The organism is Flavobacterium sp. W21_SRS_FM3 (genome assembly GCF_052113625.1).
In the GTDB taxonomy this organism is placed as follows: domain Bacteria; phylum Bacteroidota; class Bacteroidia; order Flavobacteriales; family Flavobacteriaceae; genus Flavobacterium.
The window spans coordinates 166,713-185,642 of record NZ_JBGQOD010000007.1 but is presented as its reverse complement, the minus strand read 5'-3'; the positions used below and the strand labels follow the sequence as shown (position 1 = coordinate 185,642).

15 protein-coding genes are annotated in these 18,930 nt (G+C 36.1%); 11 read left to right on the top strand and 4 right to left on the bottom strand.

Going from position 1 to position 18,930, the window contains the following annotated elements:
- Window positions 1-17: 17 nt before the first annotated feature.
- From ACEN2K_RS11960 to argH, 4 genes are all read left to right on the top strand, one after another.
- Complete coding sequence (locus tag ACEN2K_RS11960) at window positions 18-965, top strand: N-acetylornithine carbamoyltransferase (RefSeq protein WP_441759558.1); 948 nt, start codon at window positions 18-20, stop codon at window positions 963-965.
- Window positions 955-1,740, top strand: coding sequence for an acetylglutamate kinase (gene argB / locus ACEN2K_RS11955; protein ID WP_441759557.1), 786 nt, complete (start codon window positions 955-957; stop codon window positions 1,738-1,740). The genes ACEN2K_RS11960 and argB overlap by 11 nt, the downstream gene beginning before the upstream one ends.
- Before the next feature lie 106 nt (window positions 1,741-1,846).
- The gene (locus ACEN2K_RS11950; RefSeq protein WP_441759556.1) at window positions 1,847-2,917 is read left to right on the top strand and encodes a M20 family metallo-hydrolase; all 1,071 of its coding nucleotides are present in this window, start codon (window positions 1,847-1,849) and stop codon (window positions 2,915-2,917) included.
- A 227-nt stretch (window positions 2,918-3,144) separates the two neighbouring features.
- Entirely contained in the window at window positions 3,145-4,425 is a 1,281-nt protein-coding gene (gene argH, locus ACEN2K_RS11945; protein ID WP_441759555.1) for an argininosuccinate lyase, read from the top strand.
- A gap of 105 nt (window positions 4,426-4,530) precedes the next feature.
- On the opposite strand, the gene ytxJ is transcribed toward argH, so the two are convergent.
- Window positions 4,531-4,920, bottom strand: a complete 390-nt coding sequence (gene ytxJ / locus ACEN2K_RS11940; RefSeq protein WP_441759554.1) for a bacillithiol system redox-active protein YtxJ — start codon at window positions 4,918-4,920, stop codon at window positions 4,531-4,533.
- 193 nt (window positions 4,921-5,113) lie between these two features.
- Between ytxJ and clpB the strand changes: the two genes are divergently transcribed.
- Together clpB and ACEN2K_RS11930 are read left to right on the top strand one after the other, a co-directional pair.
- Window positions 5,114-7,720 carry an ATP-dependent chaperone ClpB gene (clpB, locus tag ACEN2K_RS11935; RefSeq protein ID WP_441759553.1) on the top strand — a complete coding sequence of 869 codons (2,607 nt, stop codon included), beginning with the start codon at window positions 5,114-5,116 and terminating at the stop codon, window positions 7,718-7,720.
- Window positions 7,721-7,945: 225 nt separating this feature from the next.
- The gene (locus tag ACEN2K_RS11930; protein WP_441759552.1) at window positions 7,946-8,332 is read left to right on the top strand and encodes a DUF2809 domain-containing protein; all 387 of its coding nucleotides are present in this window, start codon (window positions 7,946-7,948) and stop codon (window positions 8,330-8,332) included.
- A gap of 101 nt (window positions 8,333-8,433) precedes the next feature.
- Here ACEN2K_RS11930 and ACEN2K_RS11925 read toward each other — a convergent pair whose 3' ends face one another.
- Window positions 8,434-8,715 (bottom strand): hypothetical protein, encoded by a 282-nt coding sequence (locus tag ACEN2K_RS11925; RefSeq protein ID WP_441759551.1) that lies wholly within the window; start codon window positions 8,713-8,715, stop codon window positions 8,434-8,436.
- Between the two features lie 473 nt (window positions 8,716-9,188).
- Between ACEN2K_RS11925 and katG the strand changes: the two genes are divergently transcribed.
- Together katG and ACEN2K_RS11915 are read left to right on the top strand one after the other, a co-directional pair.
- Window positions 9,189-11,426, top strand: coding sequence for a catalase/peroxidase HPI (gene katG, locus ACEN2K_RS11920; protein WP_441759550.1), 2,238 nt, complete (start codon window positions 9,189-9,191; stop codon window positions 11,424-11,426).
- A gap of 269 nt (window positions 11,427-11,695) precedes the next feature.
- Window positions 11,696-12,628, top strand: coding sequence for an NAD-dependent epimerase/dehydratase family protein (locus ACEN2K_RS11915; RefSeq protein WP_441759549.1), 933 nt, complete (start codon window positions 11,696-11,698; stop codon window positions 12,626-12,628).
- 125 nt (window positions 12,629-12,753) lie between these two features.
- Here ACEN2K_RS11915 and ACEN2K_RS11910 read toward each other — a convergent pair whose 3' ends face one another.
- Entirely contained in the window at window positions 12,754-13,386 is a 633-nt protein-coding gene (locus ACEN2K_RS11910) for an SDR family oxidoreductase (protein WP_441759548.1), read from the bottom strand.
- A 204-nt stretch (window positions 13,387-13,590) separates the two neighbouring features.
- Between ACEN2K_RS11910 and ACEN2K_RS11905 the strand changes: the two genes are divergently transcribed.
- On the top strand, window positions 13,591-14,478 hold the full coding sequence (locus tag ACEN2K_RS11905; protein WP_441759547.1) for a carbon-nitrogen hydrolase: 888 nt from the start codon (window positions 13,591-13,593) through the stop codon (window positions 14,476-14,478).
- Window positions 14,479-14,480: 2 nt separating this feature from the next.
- Window positions 14,481-15,521: an agmatine deiminase family protein gene (locus tag ACEN2K_RS11900; RefSeq protein ID WP_441759546.1), complete on the top strand. Its 1,041-nt coding sequence runs from the start codon at window positions 14,481-14,483 to the stop codon at window positions 15,519-15,521.
- Between the two features lie 77 nt (window positions 15,522-15,598).
- On the opposite strand, the gene ACEN2K_RS11895 is transcribed toward ACEN2K_RS11900, so the two are convergent.
- Window positions 15,599-17,866: a M1 family metallopeptidase gene (locus ACEN2K_RS11895; RefSeq protein WP_441759545.1), complete on the bottom strand. Its 2,268-nt coding sequence runs from the start codon at window positions 17,864-17,866 to the stop codon at window positions 15,599-15,601.
- A 179-nt stretch (window positions 17,867-18,045) separates the two neighbouring features.
- Between ACEN2K_RS11895 and ACEN2K_RS11890 the strand changes: the two genes are divergently transcribed.
- Entirely contained in the window at window positions 18,046-18,900 is an 855-nt protein-coding gene (locus ACEN2K_RS11890; RefSeq protein ID WP_441759544.1) for an aldose 1-epimerase family protein, read from the top strand.
- Window positions 18,901-18,930: the final 30 nt, after the last annotated feature.

The window sequence follows — 18,930 nt, the reverse complement described above, 5'->3', positions numbered from 1 at the left end:
GATTAAATAATAAAACAATGAACTACATCTCTTTAAAAAACATAGATTCCCTAGATAAATGGGTCAAACAAGCTTTAAAAATCAAGAAAAAGCCCCTTAAAAACAAAAAATTAGGTAAAAACAAAACACTCGGAATGCTGTTTTTTAATCCTAGTTTGAGAACCCGTTTGAGTACTCAAAAAGCAGCACTAAACTTAGGAATGAACGTCATGGTAATGAATTTCACGAATGAAGGTTGGACTTTAGAGTTTGAAGATGGAGCCGTAATGAATCAAGGCGCTTCTGAGCACATTAAGGAAGCGGCTGAAGTAGTTTCACAGTATTGTGATATAATTGCAGTAAGGGCTTTTGCAGGCCTAGTAGACAAGGATAAGGACAATGCCGAAACAGTATTAGCTGGATTCTTAAAATATGCAACTGTGCCTATCGTCAATATGGAAGGTTGTACTGGACATCCGTTACAAGCACTGGCCGATGCGATAACGATCGAGGAATATAAAACAGCTCATAGACCAAAAGTAGTTTTATCTTGGGCACCACATCCTAGAGTTTTACCTCAAGCGGTTGCCAATTCCTTTGTGGAAATGATGCAATTACAAGATATGGATTTTGTAATTACACATCCGGAAGGCTACGAACTGAATCCTGAAATCACAAAGGATGCTACAATTGAATACGATCAAAACAAAGCCTTTGAAAATGCTGATTTTATCTATACTAAGAATTGGAGCAACTATATTGATTACGGAAAAATTACCAATAGTGATCCTAGGTGGACCGTAACGGCTGAGAAAATGGCATTGACAAATAATGCCAAATTCATGCATTGCTTGCCAGTAAGACGTAACGTAATTGTTGCAGACGAAGTAATCGACAGCGAAAACTCCATTGTAATTGAACAAGCCAATAATAGAACATACGCAGCACAGCTCGTGTTGAAAAAAATACTAGAAGATGCCGAATAAAAAATCCATTACCGTAATTAAAATTGGTGGAAATATCATTGATGATGCTGGAGAACTGAAGCAGTTTTTAGCTGATTTTGCTAAAATTGACGGATTAAAAGTATTGGTTCATGGAGGCGGAAAATCGGCTACTAAGATGGCACAAAGCATAGGCCTTGTTCCTCAAATGATTGAGGGTCGTCGCATTACTGATGCTGCCATGCTAGAGGTTGTAGTAATGATTTACGCCGGAAAAATCAATAAAGACATAGTGGCGCAATTGCAGGCTAACAATGCCAATGCAATGGGTTTCTCTGGGGCTGATGGGAATTTAATCCAGTCTAATAAAAGAAACCATCCAAGCATCGATTACGGCTTTGTGGGCGATGTAAAAAAAGTCAATACTCCCCTACTGGAAACATTGTTAACTAGCGGAATAGTTCCTGTTTTCTGTGCGATAACTCACGATAAAAACGGACAGCTATTAAACACAAATGCCGACACCATTGCAAGCGAACTGGCAATAGCCTTATCCGAGGTCTTCGACGTAACATTGAGTTATTGTTTTGAAAAACCAGGTGTTTTATATGATGCTGAAGACGATAGTTCAGTAATTGAGGAAATGAATCCCGAATTGTACGCCAAATTAAAGCAAGAAAAAGCCATTCATTCCGGTATGATTCCTAAATTAGACAACTGTTTTAATAGCTTGTCTAAAGGGGTTCAAAAAATCAAAATAGGTCACCATAAAATGTTACAAAACGATAATGCCCTTTGTACGACAATAGCATTATAAAAACATCGCATGAAAAATCACCATTAAGCATTGAAGCTTAATTACATATTTTAATAATTCGTTTACAACTGAATATTTCGATTTTAGGATTCGACATAAAAAAATTATGAAAAATAAAGAAACACTTACTCAAGAAGCGATCGCCTTATTAAAAAACCTCATTGAAACACAGTCTTTTTCTAGTGAAGAGGAAAATACTGCCATTTTAATTGAAAACTGGTTTGCTGTAAACGATATTCCGTTTAAGAGAGAAAACAACAATATTTGGGCTTACAACAAGACGTTCGATAAAAACAAACCAACACTTTTATTGAACTCACATCACGATACCGTTAGGCCTAACCAAGCCTATACCAAAGATCCACTGAAAGCGATTATCGAAGACGGAAAACTCTATGGTTTAGGGAGTAATGATGCTGGTGGCTGTTTGGTTTCACTTTTGGCGACTTTTGTCCATTTCTATGCTGCAGTAAATTTGCCATACAACATTGTTATCGTAGCCTCAGCAGAAGAGGAAAGTAGTGGAAAAAACGGCTTAAACAGCGTTTTAAAAAATCTTCCCGAACTAGAATGTGCTATTGTGGGTGAACCAACCTTGATGCAATTGGCTATTGCCGAAAAAGGTTTGCTAGTTCTAGATGTAAAAATTAAAGGAACGCCAAGTCATGCAGCACATCAAAATGATGACAACGCATTGTACAAAACTATTCCGGTAATGGAATGGTTTAAGAATTATACCTTCGAAAAAGTATCGGAACAATTAGGTCCCGTTAAAATGACAGTAACTCAGATCAATGCTGGGAAACAACACAATGTAGTTCCGTCAGAATGTGATTTGGTTGTCGATATCCGAGTTAATGATTGCTACACCAATCACGAAATTTTAGCCATCGTGCAAGAGCAAGTAAATGCCGAAGTGACGCCTCGCTCGATGAATTTAAGTTCGTCATCAATCCCTGAAAATCATGGTCTGGTTCAAGCCGGAATCGCATTGGGCAGAACCACTTATGGCTCTCCAACACTTTCAGATCAGTCGGTTTTGAGTTGTAAATCATTAAAACTAGGACCTGGTGACACGTTGCGTTCCCACTCTGCCGACGAATTTATATGTTTGAACGAAATTGAAGAAGGAATTGACTTATACATTAAGATATTAAGTGATTTTTTAAAGCAGTAAAATAATTTAGAGCTAATCCCGCTATTCGTTACAATCTTTAATTTTTTAAAGAACAAAATTAAAGGATTTTCACTGCTATCGGGGCTAGAATTAAATGCACCGAAGGAATATACAATAATAACAAACTCTGCGAGTCTCTGACAAACTTCTGAGATACTTTGCAAAACAACAAACAAAAAAGCTTCGACCTAAAAACTTGAAAATTTTAACCTGAAACAAAAAACAATATGAAACTTTGGGAAAAAGGAATACCTACTGACAAGCAAATAGAGCAGTTCACTGTTGGGAACGACAGAGAACTGGATTTAGTTTTAGCAAAGTACGATGCATTAGGATCTATAGCGCATGCTAAAATGTTAGGAAACATAGGTTTACTAACTACCACCGAAACAGATTCTTTAGTATTGGCTTTGAACGAAATCATTGCAGATGTGGCTGCAGGAGATTTCACAATCGAGGATTCATTTGAAGATGTACATTCTAAAATTGAATATTTACTGACTGCAAAACTAGGTGATGCAGGAAAGAAAATACACACTGCACGTTCCCGTAATGATCAGGTTTTGGTGGATGTCAATTTGTATTTAAAAGATGTTGTCATCGAAATGAAAGCGCAAGTTAAATTGCTTTTTGATTTGTTAATGGAATCAGCAGAGAAATATCAAAATGTATTGTTACCAGGATATACTCATTTACAAATCGCGATGCCATCTTCTTTCGGGATGTGGTTTTCCGCTTATGCTGAAACATTGATTGACGATATCACGATGCTAAATGCGGCTTTGAAAGTAGTCGACCAAAATCCGTTAGGATCAGCGGCGGGTTACGGGAGCTCCTTCCCGATTAACAGAACATTCACTACAAAAGAACTTGGTTTCGAAACCTTAAAATACAATTCGGTTGCCGCTCAAATGAGCCGCGGAAAATCCGAAAAAACATTGGCTTTTGCTATGAGTAGTGTGGCAGCTACCTTGGCTAAGTTCTCTATGGACGTCTGTTTGTACATGAGTCAGAATTTTGATTTCATCGGTTTACCGGCACATTTAACTACTGGTTCAAGCATTATGCCGCACAAGAAAAATCCAGATGTGTTCGAATTAATCCGTGGTAAATGCAACAAGATTCAAGCCTTACCTTATGAAATCACTTTAATCACTAACAACTTGCCTAGTGGTTACCACAGGGATCTGCAACTGTTAAAAGAAGGATTGTTCCCAGCCATTCAAAACTTACAAGCTTGTTTAGACATTGCGATTTTTTCAATAAAAGACATCAAAGTAAAAGACAATATTTTAAATGATAAAAAGTACGACTATTTGTTTACGGTGGATACCTTAAATGAGATGGTAGTTGCAGGAATGCCGTTTAGAGACGCATACAAGGCCGTTGCGGAACAATTAGAAAATGGGACGTACAAATCCCCAAAAGCAACCCAACATACGCATGAAGGAAGTATAAATAATTTATGTTTGACTGAAATCAAGCAAAAAATGGAAAGAGCATTTTAAGATTGATTATTTTATAAACTACAACGGTAAATCAAAAAAGCCACAAACTCAGCAATTTTATAATAGGATTGCTGAATTTGTGGCTTTACTTTTATTTAGTAGCACCTATACCTTTAACTTCAAAGCCGCAGCATCAATATCACTGTGAGAAGCATTGTACACTGCTTTTCCGTCCTTGATAAGAATTAACTGTGGAGACTGATGTTGCACACTAAAACGGCTGGCAATATCATTAGATATTTCGCGAAATGCTATTAAATCTAAAAAGTAGGGTGTTACTTTCTCTGAAAAGTCAAACTCATTTTCAAATTGTTTCAAAGCCATACGGCTAATACTGCATCTGGTACTGTGCTTAAATATTGCAACGGGTTTCTCCTTAGATAAGGCTACAATTTCGTCTAACTGTGCAATATCGTTCAGTGGTTCCCATTCCATTTTGCTATTTGATTCGTTTGGGTTTTCAGAACTTCCAAAAATATTTTTAAAAAAACTCATAATTTGTCTGTATTTCAGTCATTTTGACTGGTTTATATGATAAAAATCATCTTTTATAAGCCATTTTGTCTTTACTTTTACGATGGAATATAAATTGATGTTTATCCAGCAAAGATAAAACAAAATACCAATAAATTAAGAGTACTCTTTTATGAACTAGCAAGTGTAGACTTGTTTAAAAAAATAAAAAACCATGAACATAAATAAATTTACCATTAAGTCGCAGGAAGCCATACAGCAATCGCAACAGTTGGCTCAAAGTTATGGTCAACAACAAATAGAGAACGAACACATCTTCAAAGCCATATTTGAAGTGGATGAAAACGTAGCACCATTTATTTTGAAAAAACTGAATGTCAATGTGCCATTGTTTATTCAAGTTTTAGATAGTACAATTCAGAGTTTTCCAAAAGTTTCTGGTGGTGAAGTCATGCTTTCCAGAGATGCCAACAAAGCCTTAAACGAAGCCGAAATCATTGCTAAAAAAATGAACGATGAATTTGTTTCCATCGAACATTTGATCTTGGCTATTTTTGCATCTAAATCTAAAGTATCTCAAATATTAAAAGATCAAGGCGTTACCGAAAAAGGATTAACCGCTGCTATTGACGAACTGAGAAAAGGAGAAAGAGTAACCTCAGCTTCTGCTGAAGAAACGTATAATTCGTTAAATAAATATGCTAAAAACCTCAACGAACTAGCCAAATCTGGTAAACTAGATCCTGTTATTGGTCGGGACGAAGAGATTAGACGTGTATTGCAAATACTTACGCGTCGTACCAAGAACAACCCCATGCTTGTAGGAGAGCCCGGTGTGGGTAAAACCGCCATTGCCGAAGGTCTAGCCCATCGTATTGTTGATGGTGACGTACCTGACAATCTAAAAGAAAAAATTGTATTCTCTCTAGATATGGGAGCACTTATAGCTGGTGCAAAGTACAAAGGAGAATTTGAAGAACGATTAAAAGCCGTAGTAAAAGAAGTTACTGCTGCCGAAGGAGATATAGTATTATTCATAGATGAGATTCACACCCTTGTAGGTGCTGGTGGTGGTGAAGGCGCTATGGATGCCGCTAATATTCTAAAACCAGCCTTGGCTCGTGGAGAATTAAGAGCGATCGGTGCAACGACTTTGGACGAATACCAAAAATATTTCGAAAAAGACAAAGCCCTAGAACGTCGTTTCCAGAAAATCATCATCGAAGAACCCGATACTGAAAGTGCCATTTCTATACTTCGTGGAATTAAAGAGAAATACGAAACGCACCATAAGGTACAAATAAAAGACGAAGCCATTATAGCTGCTGTAGAATTATCACAACGCTATATCACCAACCGTTTTCTTCCAGATAAGGCCATTGATTTAATGGACGAAGCGGCTTCTAAAATTAGAATGGAGATCAACTCTAAACCTGAAGAACTGGATGTTTTAGATCGAAAAGTAATGCAACTCGAAATCGAAATTGAAGCCATCAAGCGGGAGAAAGACGAGAGCAAACTGAAGATCTTAGGTATGGATCTAGCTAATCTTAAAGAAGAGCGCAATAAGATTTTTGCCAAATGGAAATCAGAAAAAGATGTGGTGGATAATGTACAAGCCATTAAAACAGAAATTGAAGATTTTAAATACGAAGCAGAACGTGCAGAACGTGATGGTGATTACGGTAAAGTAGCCGAAATACGCTACGGAAAAATCAAAGAAGCCCAAGAACGCCTAGATGTTTTACATAAAGAATTAGTCGAAAATCAGGCTGGTGGCAGTTCCTTAATCAAAGAAGAAGTCACTCGTGAAGACATTGCTGAAGTAGTAGCCAAATGGACTGGAATCCCGGTGATGAAAATGCTACAAGGAGAACGCGAAAAACTATTGCACCTAGAAGAAGAATTGCACCGCCGTGTGGTAGGACAAGAAGAAGCGATTGAAGCCGTGAGTGATGCGGTACGTCGTAGCCGTGCTGGTTTGCAAGACATGAAAAAGCCCGTTGGAACCTTTCTATTCTTGGGAACAACAGGTGTGGGTAAAACCGAGTTGGCCAAAGCCTTGGCTGAATACTTGTTTGATGATGAAAACGCGATGACACGGATAGATATGAGTGAATACCAAGAACGCCATAGCGTGAGCCGTTTAGTAGGTGCGCCTCCAGGATATGTAGGTTATGATGAAGGCGGGCAATTGACTGAAGCCGTGCGTAGAAAACCGTATTCGGTTATCTTATTGGATGAAATAGAGAAAGCGCATCCAGACACCTTTAATATCTTGTTACAGGTTTTAGACGAAGGACGCTTAACAGACAACAAAGGTCGTTTGGCCGATTTCAAAAACACCATTATTATCATGACTTCTAATATGGGAAGCCAGATCATTCAGGAAAAATTTGAAAACTTAAAAGGAAGCATGGAAGCCGCTACTGAGGCTGCAAAGACTGAAGTGCTGGGATTGTTAAAACAAACTGTTCGTCCAGAGTTTATCAACCGTATTGATGAAATAGTGATGTTCACACCACTAACAACAGAAAATATTACCAAAATTGTAAGCTTACAACTCAAAGGAGTTACTAAAATGCTCGCCTTACAAGGCATCACAATGGACGCAACTCCAGAAGCGATTGCTTATTTATCACAAAAAGGTTTTGATCCGCAATTTGGAGCCAGACCCGTAAAACGTGTGATACAAAGAGACGTTTTAAATTCCTTGTCTAAAGAAATTTTAGCAGGGAAAATTGCAACAGACAGCATTATATTACTGGATGCTTTTGACGGCGAACTAGTCTTTAGAAACCAGTCTGCAACAATAGATTAATTTTTTTTATAAATTGTAGTAAGAAAACATCAGTCGTGAGGCTGGTGTTTTTTTTATGCTTCATTTTTAGGAGCATTATTAGTATTTTCCATAATAGACTTCCCTCCTGCTCTCGGCTTTATCTCTCCGTTGCACTGCGAGGATACCGCCTCCATCAGGGCTATGAAGAATGCGTTATTTTCATAATTTATAATGAATTATGTATATCTTAGCTAAAAACAAATCATGTTCACCTTTAATAAAAACTACTTTACAGTTGCTATTCTACTTTTTGTAATTGAAGTTTTAATTGCCGTTTTTGTACACGATAGCTTTGTAAGGCCTTATCTTGGGGATGCTTTGGTAGTAATACTAATCTACTGTTTTATTAAATCATTTTTAAAATTAGCTGTTGTACCTGTAGTGTTATTTGTATTGGCCTTTTCTTTCACTATCGAGTACCTTCAATATCTGGATATTGTCCATACACTTCATTTAGAAAATTCAAAAATAGCACGCACCATACTGGGAACTTCATTCTCTTGGATTGATTTACTAACCTATCTGATAGGTTTACTAATCGTAATGCTATTCGAGAAATACGGACTTAAAAAAGATTTGAACAGCATTTAATAAACCTTTTCGGTAAGACAAACAGTACAGTATAAGCATTAAGATGGCAGATAATGAAGCTTCCTAAAAGTAATACTTGTACTGTTTGCTATTATCCTTTATTATAATATCCTGTAAATTCTAGTAATAGGTATTTCAACACCTTGTTTTAATACCACACTTTCATCGGTTAATGCCCAAACTGTAGTTTCTACCATTTTTTTTGAGATACTGTCTTCAAAGTAAATCTGAATTTTTGAATGTTCTAAATTCCCCAGAGCCAGTGCGCGTTCTAAATCGCTTTTTCTTTGCTTAATAGCAGCATCATCTTCTAATACTTCAGAATGAGGGAATTTTAAGGAGTGAATATCTTCTTTCTCAATGGTTTTAAATTCGTTTGTCATAATTATTGGGGTTTTAATTAGTCAGTAGTTTTTATAGAATTAAAAATGCTTTCGTAAATAGTCTTACAAAGCCTATTACAAATATAAAACATTTCGCGTGCCTATGATTGTCATAAAAATACTTTCGTATGCTTATGACAGTAAATTATTTAAAAGGTGTATTAGAATGGGTATTCAAAACCGATTAGCCTGCTGTAGAGAATCGTTGTTTATTTTACAATAAACCATAATATAAACCCTTATTTTGAAAAGCAACTAATACGAAAGATGGTATTACTACAGATAGTATTACTAATCTATGACCAAAGCGCTTTTGAAATCAACATTACTTATCTTTTTATTTATCAACTAATTATAAGTATTTCATATAAAAACACCCTGTTTACTATAGATATTATCTATTGGTAATTAAATTCGAATAAATAAAGTTTACGTAAATTTACAAAACAGTAAACCAAAAAACAAAAAATATTATGGATCACAACAATCAACACGATGCAAAGCTTGCTGACGTAAATGATGAAAGTAAATGCCCTTACATGGCTGCGGCCAGCAAAATAAATTCTCCTCGCGGTACCTCAAATGAAGATTGGTGGCCTAACCAATTAAAATTGAACATCCTTCGTCAACATTCGGATTTATCAAATCCAATGGGGAAAAATTTCAATTATGCAGAGGCATTCAAAACTTTAGATTTAGATGCCTTAAAACAAGACCTTTTTGCTTTAATGACTGATTCTCAGGAATGGTGGCCAGCAGATTATGGCCATTATGGACCCTTTTTTATAAGAATGGCATGGCATAGTGCAGGAACCTACCGTACATCAGACGGACGTGGTGGTGCGGGTTTTGGGACGCAACGTTTTGCCCCATTAAATAGTTGGCCCGACAATGTCAATTTAGATAAAGCAAGATTATTATTGTGGCCAATAAAGAAAAAATACGGAAAGAAAATATCTTGGGCTGATTTGATGGTTTTAACTGGAAACTGTGCCTTAGAATCTATGGGATTAAAAACATTTGGTTTTGCTGGAGGTCGTGAAGATGTCTGGGAACCATCTCAAGACATTTATTGGGGATCTGAAACGGAGTGGTTAGGTGACAAACGCTACAGTGGCAACCGTGAACTAGAAAAACCTTTGGCTGCGGTACAAATGGGATTAATATACGTTAATCCTGAAGGTCCAAATGGAAATCCTGACCCCTTAGCTTCTGCCAAAGATATCCGCGATACTTTTGAACGCATGGCGATGAACGATGAGGAAACGGTAGCATTGATTGCTGGAGGACATACCTTTGGTAAAACACACGGTGCGGCTGATCCTGAACAATATGTAGGTCGTGAACCAGCTGCAGGAAGTATTGCTGAGCAAGGTTTAGGATGGACAAATAGTTTTGGTACTGGAAGTGGTGCAGATACAATTTCTAGTGGATTAGAAGGTGCTTGGACCACAACCCCAACAAAATGGAGTAATAACTTCTTTGATAACCTATTTGGTTTTGATTGGGAGTTAACCAAAAGCCCTGCAGGAGCTCAACAATGGAAACCTGTAAATAACGGTGGTGCAGGAACAGTTCCTGATGCTCATGATCCTATAAAAAGTCATGCTCCATTTATGCTTACTACTGATTTAGCTTTGAGAATGGATCCTATTTATGAGCCCATCTCTAGATACTTCCACAATAATCCTGATAAGTTTGCCGATGCTTTCTCTCGTGCATGGTACAAGTTAACACATCGTGATATGGGACCAAAAGAGCGTTACTTAGGACCTGAAGTTCCGAAGGAAGAATTGATTTGGCAAGACCCAATACCCGAAGTGACTCATGAACTTATAGATGATCAAGATATTGCCGAATTAAAAGGAAAAGTACTTTCATCTGGTTTGTCTATTAGTCAATTAGTTAATACAGCTTGGGCCTCAGCGTCAACATTCCGTGGATCAGATAAACGTGGAGGATCGAATGGTGGCCGATTACGTTTAGAACCTCAAAAAAACTGGGAAGTAAATAATCCTGCTGAATTAGCAACTATACTACAGAAGTTAGAAGAAATTCAAACTAATTTTAATACTGCTCAAACCACAGATAAAAAGGTGTCAATGGCTGACTTAATTGTTTTAGCAGGATGTGCAGCTGTAGAACAAGCAGCTAGAAATGCTAACCAAGAAGTTAAAGTTCCTTTTACTCCAGGTCGCGCTGATGCAACCCAAGAGCAGACTGATGTTGAATCTTTTGCAGTTCTGGAACCAAATGCAGATGGTTTCCGTAATTATATCAAAGCAGGAAATGAAGTTTCAGCAGAAGAGCTTCTTATTGATAAAGCACAATTACTAACACTTACCGCTCCTGAACTTACTGTCTTATTTGGAGGAATGAGAGCTATTAATGCTAATTTTGGTCAAACCAAACACGGAATATTCACTAAGCGTACGGATGCTTTGTCTAACGATTTCTTTGTTAATTTGTTAGACCTAGATACTAAGTGGAGAGAAACTTCTGAAGAGCAAAACGAATTTGAAGGAAGAGATCGCAAAACTGGTCAGGTAAAATGGACTGGAAGTCGCGTGGACTTAATCTTTGGTTCTAACTCTGAACTACGTGCTCTAGCTGAGGTTTATGCTTCAGAAGATGCTAATGAGGAATTTGTTCAAGATTTCGCAACAGTTTGGAATAAGGTAATGAACCTTGGTCGTTACGATTTAGCGTAAATAACAATATAATAAATAATGCGTTAATTTTTTGATAAGAAAAGCATCAGTGTAAAAGCTGGTGTTTTTTTTTATAGTAATGCAACCAGCTATTAAATAATCAATGGGAATTATGCTTTAATTGATTAGTTTGATATTAATGCTTATCCAAGATTAAAATATTTTTAGAAACCATATAGTAAAATATAGCAATCTTAAAACGCAATTACACAACGATCTATGAGTGCATAGTAGTACCTTTGCCAAAGGCAATAAAAATAAAATAGATCATGCAAACAATACTAGGTGCAAACGGAATCATAGGAGAAGAACTAGCACGAGAACTGAGAAAGAACTACTGCTCAGATATCAGGTTAGTGGGTAGAAATCCAAAACAGACACATCCGGACGACCAATTATTTACAGCTGATTTACTGGATCTTCAAAGTACTATTGAAGCCCTAAAAAATACTGAAATTGCTTATCTAACAGTGGGCTTGCCTTATGATTCTGAAATATGGTTACGAGACTGGCAAATTATCATGAAAAATGTCATTGAAGCTTGTAAAATTAATCAGTGTAAACTGGTGTATTTTGATAATACTTACGCCTATCCTCAAAATAGTACGGTACAAACAGAAGCAACAGCTTTATCATCTGAAGGTAAAAAAGGAAGAGGTAAAAAATTAGCTGCCACGCTTTTATTAAAAGCAATAGCTAATAAGGAAATTGAGGCGGTCATTTGTAGAGCACCAGAATTCTATGGTCCAGGTAAAACGAAAGGACTAACTAATGCAATGGTATTCGAAAATTTAAAAAACAACAAACAACCAAAGGTGTTTTTAAAAGATGATGTGAAACGAACGCTAATCTTTACTCCTGATGCTAGTAGAGCTATGGCTTTAATAGGAAATACACCGGACACCTATGGTCAGACCTGGCACTTACCCTGTGATGATAATAGATTAACCTATAAACAGTTTATTACCGAAATTGAAAAGAAATTGGGCCGAAGGGTCAAATATAAAATACTCAGTAATTTTACGTTAAAAGTAGGCAGTTTTTTCAACAAGAATTTAAAAGAGACTTTAGAGCTATTACCGCGCTATGCAATTGATAATATTTTTGACTCTTCTAAATTCAAAGCTAGATTTCCCAATTTCAAAGTAACATCTTACCAAGAAGGAATCCGAATTATACTAAATGATTTTCATATTAAATAAAGTGGTTACCGTCTTCTTACTTTATATTGGATTTTTTTTAAATAACCAGACAATTCCCATAAGCTCAAATAAAATAGCAGCCCTAATGAGTTGCTATTTCTTACTATTATTTTAAACAGTAATGGTTAACTGACTACTTCTAAAGCTTTTTGAATGGCTGTATCTCCTTTAATAATTTCAAAAGTGGCTTTATTAGCTACTTGATCATCCAGTGTTTGTACTAACGTTTGTGCTACATCTGCTCTACTTATCTCTCCGTGTTTCCCTAACTTCTGTTGTAGTTCGATAGTTTTCAATTGTGACTCGTTTGTTAAAGTCCCAGGTCTTACAATACTATAATTCAAACCACTACTTTTTAGATACTCATCTGCGTTGTGTTTAGCTTTTAAATAGTCTTGCAATTGAGTGGCTTCCTCTGGTTTATCAGCTCCCATAGAACTCAACATGACAAACTTTTTGACGTTAGCTTTTTTAGATGCATCTATTAACTTCTTAGCGCCTTCCTGATCAACACCGATTACATTTTTTCCTGAAGAACCAGCTGCAAACAATACTTTATCAATTTTTCCATTAAAAACATCTGAAACATCCTTTTCTAGATCACCTAGAACAACATCAATATTTTTATCTTTAAAATGCCCCATTTGTTCTTCTTTTCTAACCATCGCTATTGGGTTAAAATATTCTGATTCTTGTAAAAGGTCTACTATTTTTTTTCCTGTGGTGCCGTTTGCACCTGCTACTAATATATTTTCCATATCTAAAATTAGGCAAACTAATAGCTAAAAACTATCCCTATCAGTGGTTTAACTTTAGTTTAGTGCTTATTAACGCTCTTTTAAGAGTTGTTTAAATGCTAATTTACTTCTAAGTTAATTAATACTGGATTCCTTATAATTTTCATTTTTACCGTTTTCTACTGTTTATAAAATTCACTATTTTTGCAGTCTAAAAATTAAACTATGTCAAATAAAAAATATAAAATTGCTGTTATCCAATTAAACCTTAACGATGTTGCCGAAAACAACCTTAAAAAATGTGTGAGTTGGGTACGTGATGCCGCGAGTCAAGGTGCCGAAGTAATCTCATTACCTGAATTGTACAGTAGTCACTATTTCTGTCAAAGTGAAGATGTTGAAAATTTCTCAATAGCAGAGCCTTTATACAGTACCTCATTTATAGCTTTTAGCGCTTTAGCCAAAGAGTTAGGAGTAGTAATCATTGTTCCTTTTTTCGAAAAAAGAATGGCAGGAATCTATCACAATAGTGCGTATATCATTGATATGGATGGATCAGAAGCAGGATTGTACCGCAAAATGCACATTCCAGATGATCCGTACTTTTATGAAAAATTCTACTTTACTCCAGGAGACTTAGGTTTTAAAACTATTCCGACGAAAAAAGGAAAGATAGGAACGTTAATTTGTTGGGATCAGTGGTATCCAGAAGCGGCTAGACTTACAGCCCTGCAAGGAGCTGAAACTTTATTCTATCCTACCGCTATTGGATGGCATCCAGGTGAAAAAGAGCAGTACGGAACTAATCAGTACGGTGCGTGGATGAATGTAATGAAAGGCCATGCGGTTGCAAATGGTGTATATGTTGCTGCAGCTAATAGAATTGGTTTAGAGAAATACCTTCCTGATACGGACGGAATCGAATTCTGGGGTGCTTCATTTATTGCAGGACCACAGGGAGAAATTTTGGCGCAAGCCTCACACGACAAAGAAGAAATCATAATGGCTGAGGTTGACTTAGACTATCAAGAAAACATTCGTCAAAACTGGCCATTCTTTAGAGACAGGCGTATCGACGCTTTTGGAGATATTACTAAAAGAGCAATAGATTAATTATGACTGAAAATAATAGAAGGTTTCCTGCAGAATGGGAAAAACAACAAGGAGTTTTGCTTTGTTTTCCACACAACGGAAAGGATTGGCCTGGAAAATACGAAGCTGTTCAATGGGCTTTTGTCGAATTCATTAAAAAAGTCGCTACTTATGAAACTGTTTTCTTAGTAGTAGCTGATGAAAAATTAAAAGAAAAGGTACTTGAAATGCTAGAAATGGCACGTGTCACTATAGAAAATGTTTCTTTTATTATTCAAAAGACAAACAGAAGCTGGATGCGTGACTCTGGTCCTATTGTGGTAAAAAATGGGGAGAAAAGAGAAGCGTTAAATTTCAATTTTAACGGTTGGGCAAAATATCAAAATTATCAGCTAGACAAGCATATTCCTGCTACAGTAGCTTCTACATTAGGTATGCCACTTACACAGGTAGAATACAAAGGAAAACCTGTTATTGTAGAAGGTGGCGCTATTGACGTCAACGGAAAAGGAACATTATTAACTTCAGAAGAATGTTTAATGCATCCTGATATTCAAGTTCGTAACCCTGGCTTTACTAAAGCGGATTATGAAGCTGTTTTTAAAGAATATCTTGGTGTCACTAATGTAATTTGGTTAGGAGATGGTGTCGCAGGAGATGACACTCATGGACATATTGATGATTTATGTCGATTTGTAAATGAAGATACTATTGTTACTATTGTAGAAACAGATCCACAAGACGCAAATTATGCTCCTTTGCAAGACAACCTGAAACGTTTACAGAATGCCAAGTTAGAAAACGGAAAATCACCCGTTATTGTAGCTTTACCGATGCCTAAAAAACTAGAGTTTGAAGATTTGAGATTACCCGCGAGTTATGCTAATTTTCTTATCTTAAATAACTGTGTTTTAGTACCAACCTTTAACGATCCTAATGATCGCAAAGCATTAAATATACTAGCCGAATGTTTCCCTGATAGAGAAGTGATAGGAATTAGTGCTATTGATTTGATTTGGGGATTAGGAACCTTACACTGCTTAAGTCAACAAATTCCAGCTTAAATTGAGCTTTAGTTGTAATAAAAAAACACCATTCGCCGCGGCGAATGGTGTTTTTTGTTTATGATAATGTGTACTTCTTATTTATCTCTTGTAAAAGGAATCTTTTGATCTGCACTGATAATCATATCAAATCCATTTTTGTCTTCATTAAATTGGAATTGTAATCCTGCTCTTTTAGATTCAAATAAATCCTTACCTATCGGCTCCACAGAAAACTGAGGGTAATTAGTAATTGCAACATTAAGGACAGAGTTTTTTTCGGTGAATGTGATTTTTATAGGTGCTTTTGCATTCGAAAAAGTTCCTAGATAACCATCTAATATCACATCTTTTTCTATAACTCCAGATCCTGCGCTCCATACATTATTAGCTTCATTGTTATCTGGTAACACGTGCTCAGGGTCTAATGTGATGCTTTCTATTTCCTCAGTAGAATCATGTTTAAATGACCATGAAGTATTTCTTTGCCAAATCTCTACTGGTAAATTGATTCGATCTACTTTACCACTTTTTAATTTTACATCTAAAATCACCGGCATAGGCATTTTTTCGAAATTTTCGACTGTAATTACAACGCCTTGTTTTGGGTCGTTTTTAACGTATTTGATTCCGTTAATCCCTTGATCAAACTGCCAGTTATACTGAAACCATCCTCTCCAGAACCAACTTAAATCTTCACCGGCGACGTTTTCGATAGTTCTAAAAAAATCATCTGGAGTGGGGTGTTTAAAAGCCCATCTTTCAACATAAGCACGGAAAGCCAAATCAAAACGTTCTGGTCCTAATACTTGCTCCCTTAAAATGATCAAACCTGAACTAGGTTTCGCGTAACATAAAAGACCTATGTTTCCTTCTTTCATGTTATCAGGGGAACTCATAATAGTCTCTAATGTAGGATTGGTATAGCGATCAGCTAATTTGTGTAAGTCTGAATCTTCGCTTTTATATTCTCCATTGTTAAAATCAACTGAACTTAATGAATTGATAAAAGTATTGAATCCTTCATCCATCCAACCAAATAAACGCTCATTCGAACCAACAATCATAGGAAACCAGTTGTGACCAAATTCATGATCAGTAACTCCCCATAAGTCTTCTCCTTTAGATTCCCATCCACAAAAAACAATTCCTGGATATTCCATTCCGCCCTCGTTACCCGCTACATTCGTTGCTGCCGGATAAGTGTATTCTAACCATCTTTTAGAATAATTTTCTATAGAGGCTTTTGTAAATTCGGTTGAACGTCCCCAAGCGCTATTTCCTGCACTTTCTACTGGATAAGCAGATAAGGCTAAAGATTTCTTACCACTTGGCAAATTGATTTTAGCTCCATCTAAAATAAACGCAGCTGATGATGCCCAAGATAAATCTCTAGCATTCTTTAATTTATAATGCCATGTTTTAGTTGCAGTAGTAGTACTAGAAGCTAAAGCTCCCACTTCCTCTTCTGTACGAATAAATACGGTACTGTCGCTCTGTTTAGCCTTGGCTAATCTGGCTTGCTCTGTAGCACTATACACCGCTGTTGGATTTAGTAACTCCCCTGAACAAACAACAATATGATTAGCAGGTGCCGTAATATTTACATCAAAATCTCCATATTCTAAGTAAAACTCTGATGCACCTAAATAAGGATTAGTGTTCCATCCGCGTACATCGTCATAAACACACATACGTGGATACCATTGTGCTATAGTAAATATTTTTCCGTTTTTAGTATCTAAAACTCCCGTACGGTCTGAACCTTCTTTAGGTGAAATATAAGAAAAATCAATTTTGATCTTCACGGTTCCTCCCTTAGCTTTTAACTCTTGAGGAAGGTAAACCTGCATTCTCGTATCAGTAATTAAAAATTTTGCGTCTATTTCTGTGCTTTTTCCATTAACTGAATTTACAATTTTAACCGATTTAATTTTATGTCCACCGTCAAAAACTTCTCCTTGTGCTCCATTGCGACTACCTGTAAGAGGTACAACAGCATTACCACGAGAATCAGCTTTGAATAAGTTTTGGTCAACATTCATCCAAACGAAATTCATTTTATCCGGGCTATTATTGGTGTACGTAATGACATCTGTCCCTGTAATTTCATTTGTTTGCGCATTTAATTTGGCTGTAAGAACATAATCAGCTCTGTTTTGCCAATATTCAGCACCAGGTTGGCCACTTGCAGATCGTGTACTTGTTCCATTTTTGGTATAAAAAAATGGTGCAAAAGCATCATGATAATTGAATTTTGATATTGGAGTGGTTGGTGCAGTTGCTTGCGACTGTTGCGCCCAAAGGGAGGAAACCCCTAATAATAAAGCCAATTGAAGAATGGCTTTGAACCTAATATTTTTCATGTGTTATTATTTTACATCCAAATTAATAAAAAATTATCGATACGAATAGTAATCTGATACTTTTAATTCTAATTTTATCAAATCTTAATTTAAGACCTGGTTTTACTTTTAATAGGAGCTGTGAAAACAAATTAAAAAAGATATTTACATTATAATTCTACAATCAAAAATCATATACTTTGACAACAACAATTGCAAATGCTACTCTGTCAGCCACAATTAAACATGCTGGAGCCGAATTGTGCTCACTGAAAAAGAAAAGTACTAACAAAGAATATATCTGGGAAGGAAATCCTGAATTTTGGGGCAAGCACTCCCCCATCCTTTTCCCTATTGTTGGTACATTAAAAGACAATACTTTTACTTACAACGATACTCCCTATCATTTGTCCAGACATGGTTTTGCAAGAGATATGGTATTTACATTAATTGACTCACAAGATGATAGCGCCACCTTTTCACTGCAGGCTAATCAGGAAACTTTAAAAGTATTTCCTTTTGAGTTTGAATTACAAATCAAATATACCCTTACCGAAAATGCTTTAGCAATTAGCTATAAAGTAAAAAATAAAGACACTAGTAAAATGGCTTTTTCTATTGGAGCTCATCCTGCTTTTTCATTGAGAGAAAATTTTGAGGATTATTCATTACAGTTTGAAAATAATGAAAAGCTGGAATACACTTTATTAGAAAACAATCTAATTTCGACTGAAACAGCGACTCTAACCACGACAGAAGGTATTGTTAACCTAAATTATCAATTGTTCGAAAAAGATGCATTAATTTTTAAATCATTAGAATCTAAATCCATTACTATTTTAGAAAACAAAAAACCTTTACTAGCGGTGGAATTTGAAGGATTTCCACATTTAGGAATTTGGACACCTAAAGACGCTCCTTTTCTTTGCATTGAACCTTGGTTTGGTTACTCCGATGCTGTAGATAGTAATGGAAATATTTTTGAAAAAGATGGAATCCAAATATTAGAATCTTCTGCTAGTTTTAATTCGAAATTCAGTATTTCCATACTGTAATGTAATATATAATCCCAAATCAAAACAGTA

Coding starts and splice junctions, on each gene's coding strand:
- ACEN2K_RS11960 (WP_441759558.1), top strand. CDS start 18: ATGAACTACATCTCTTTAAAAAACATAGATTCCCTAGATAAATGGGTC.
- argB (WP_441759557.1), top strand. CDS start 955: ATGCCGAATAAAAAATCCATTACCGTAATTAAAATTGGTGGAAATATC.
- ACEN2K_RS11950 (WP_441759556.1), top strand. CDS start 1,847: ATGAAAAATAAAGAAACACTTACTCAAGAAGCGATCGCCTTATTAAAA.
- argH (WP_441759555.1), top strand. CDS start 3,145: ATGAAACTTTGGGAAAAAGGAATACCTACTGACAAGCAAATAGAGCAG.
- ytxJ (WP_441759554.1), bottom strand. CDS start 4,920: ATGAGTTTTTTTAAAAATATTTTTGGAAGTTCTGAAAACCCAAACGAA.
- clpB (WP_441759553.1), top strand. CDS start 5,114: ATGAACATAAATAAATTTACCATTAAGTCGCAGGAAGCCATACAGCAA.
- ACEN2K_RS11930 (WP_441759552.1), top strand. CDS start 7,946: ATGTTCACCTTTAATAAAAACTACTTTACAGTTGCTATTCTACTTTTT.
- ACEN2K_RS11925 (WP_441759551.1), bottom strand. CDS start 8,715: ATGACAAACGAATTTAAAACCATTGAGAAAGAAGATATTCACTCCTTA.
- katG (WP_441759550.1), top strand. CDS start 9,189: ATGGATCACAACAATCAACACGATGCAAAGCTTGCTGACGTAAATGAT.
- ACEN2K_RS11915 (WP_441759549.1), top strand. CDS start 11,696: ATGCAAACAATACTAGGTGCAAACGGAATCATAGGAGAAGAACTAGCA.
- ACEN2K_RS11910 (WP_441759548.1), bottom strand. CDS start 13,386: ATGGAAAATATATTAGTAGCAGGTGCAAACGGCACCACAGGAAAAAAA.
- ACEN2K_RS11905 (WP_441759547.1), top strand. CDS start 13,591: ATGTCAAATAAAAAATATAAAATTGCTGTTATCCAATTAAACCTTAAC.
- ACEN2K_RS11900 (WP_441759546.1), top strand. CDS start 14,481: ATGACTGAAAATAATAGAAGGTTTCCTGCAGAATGGGAAAAACAACAA.
- ACEN2K_RS11895 (WP_441759545.1), bottom strand. CDS start 17,866: ATGAAAAATATTAGGTTCAAAGCCATTCTTCAATTGGCTTTATTATTA.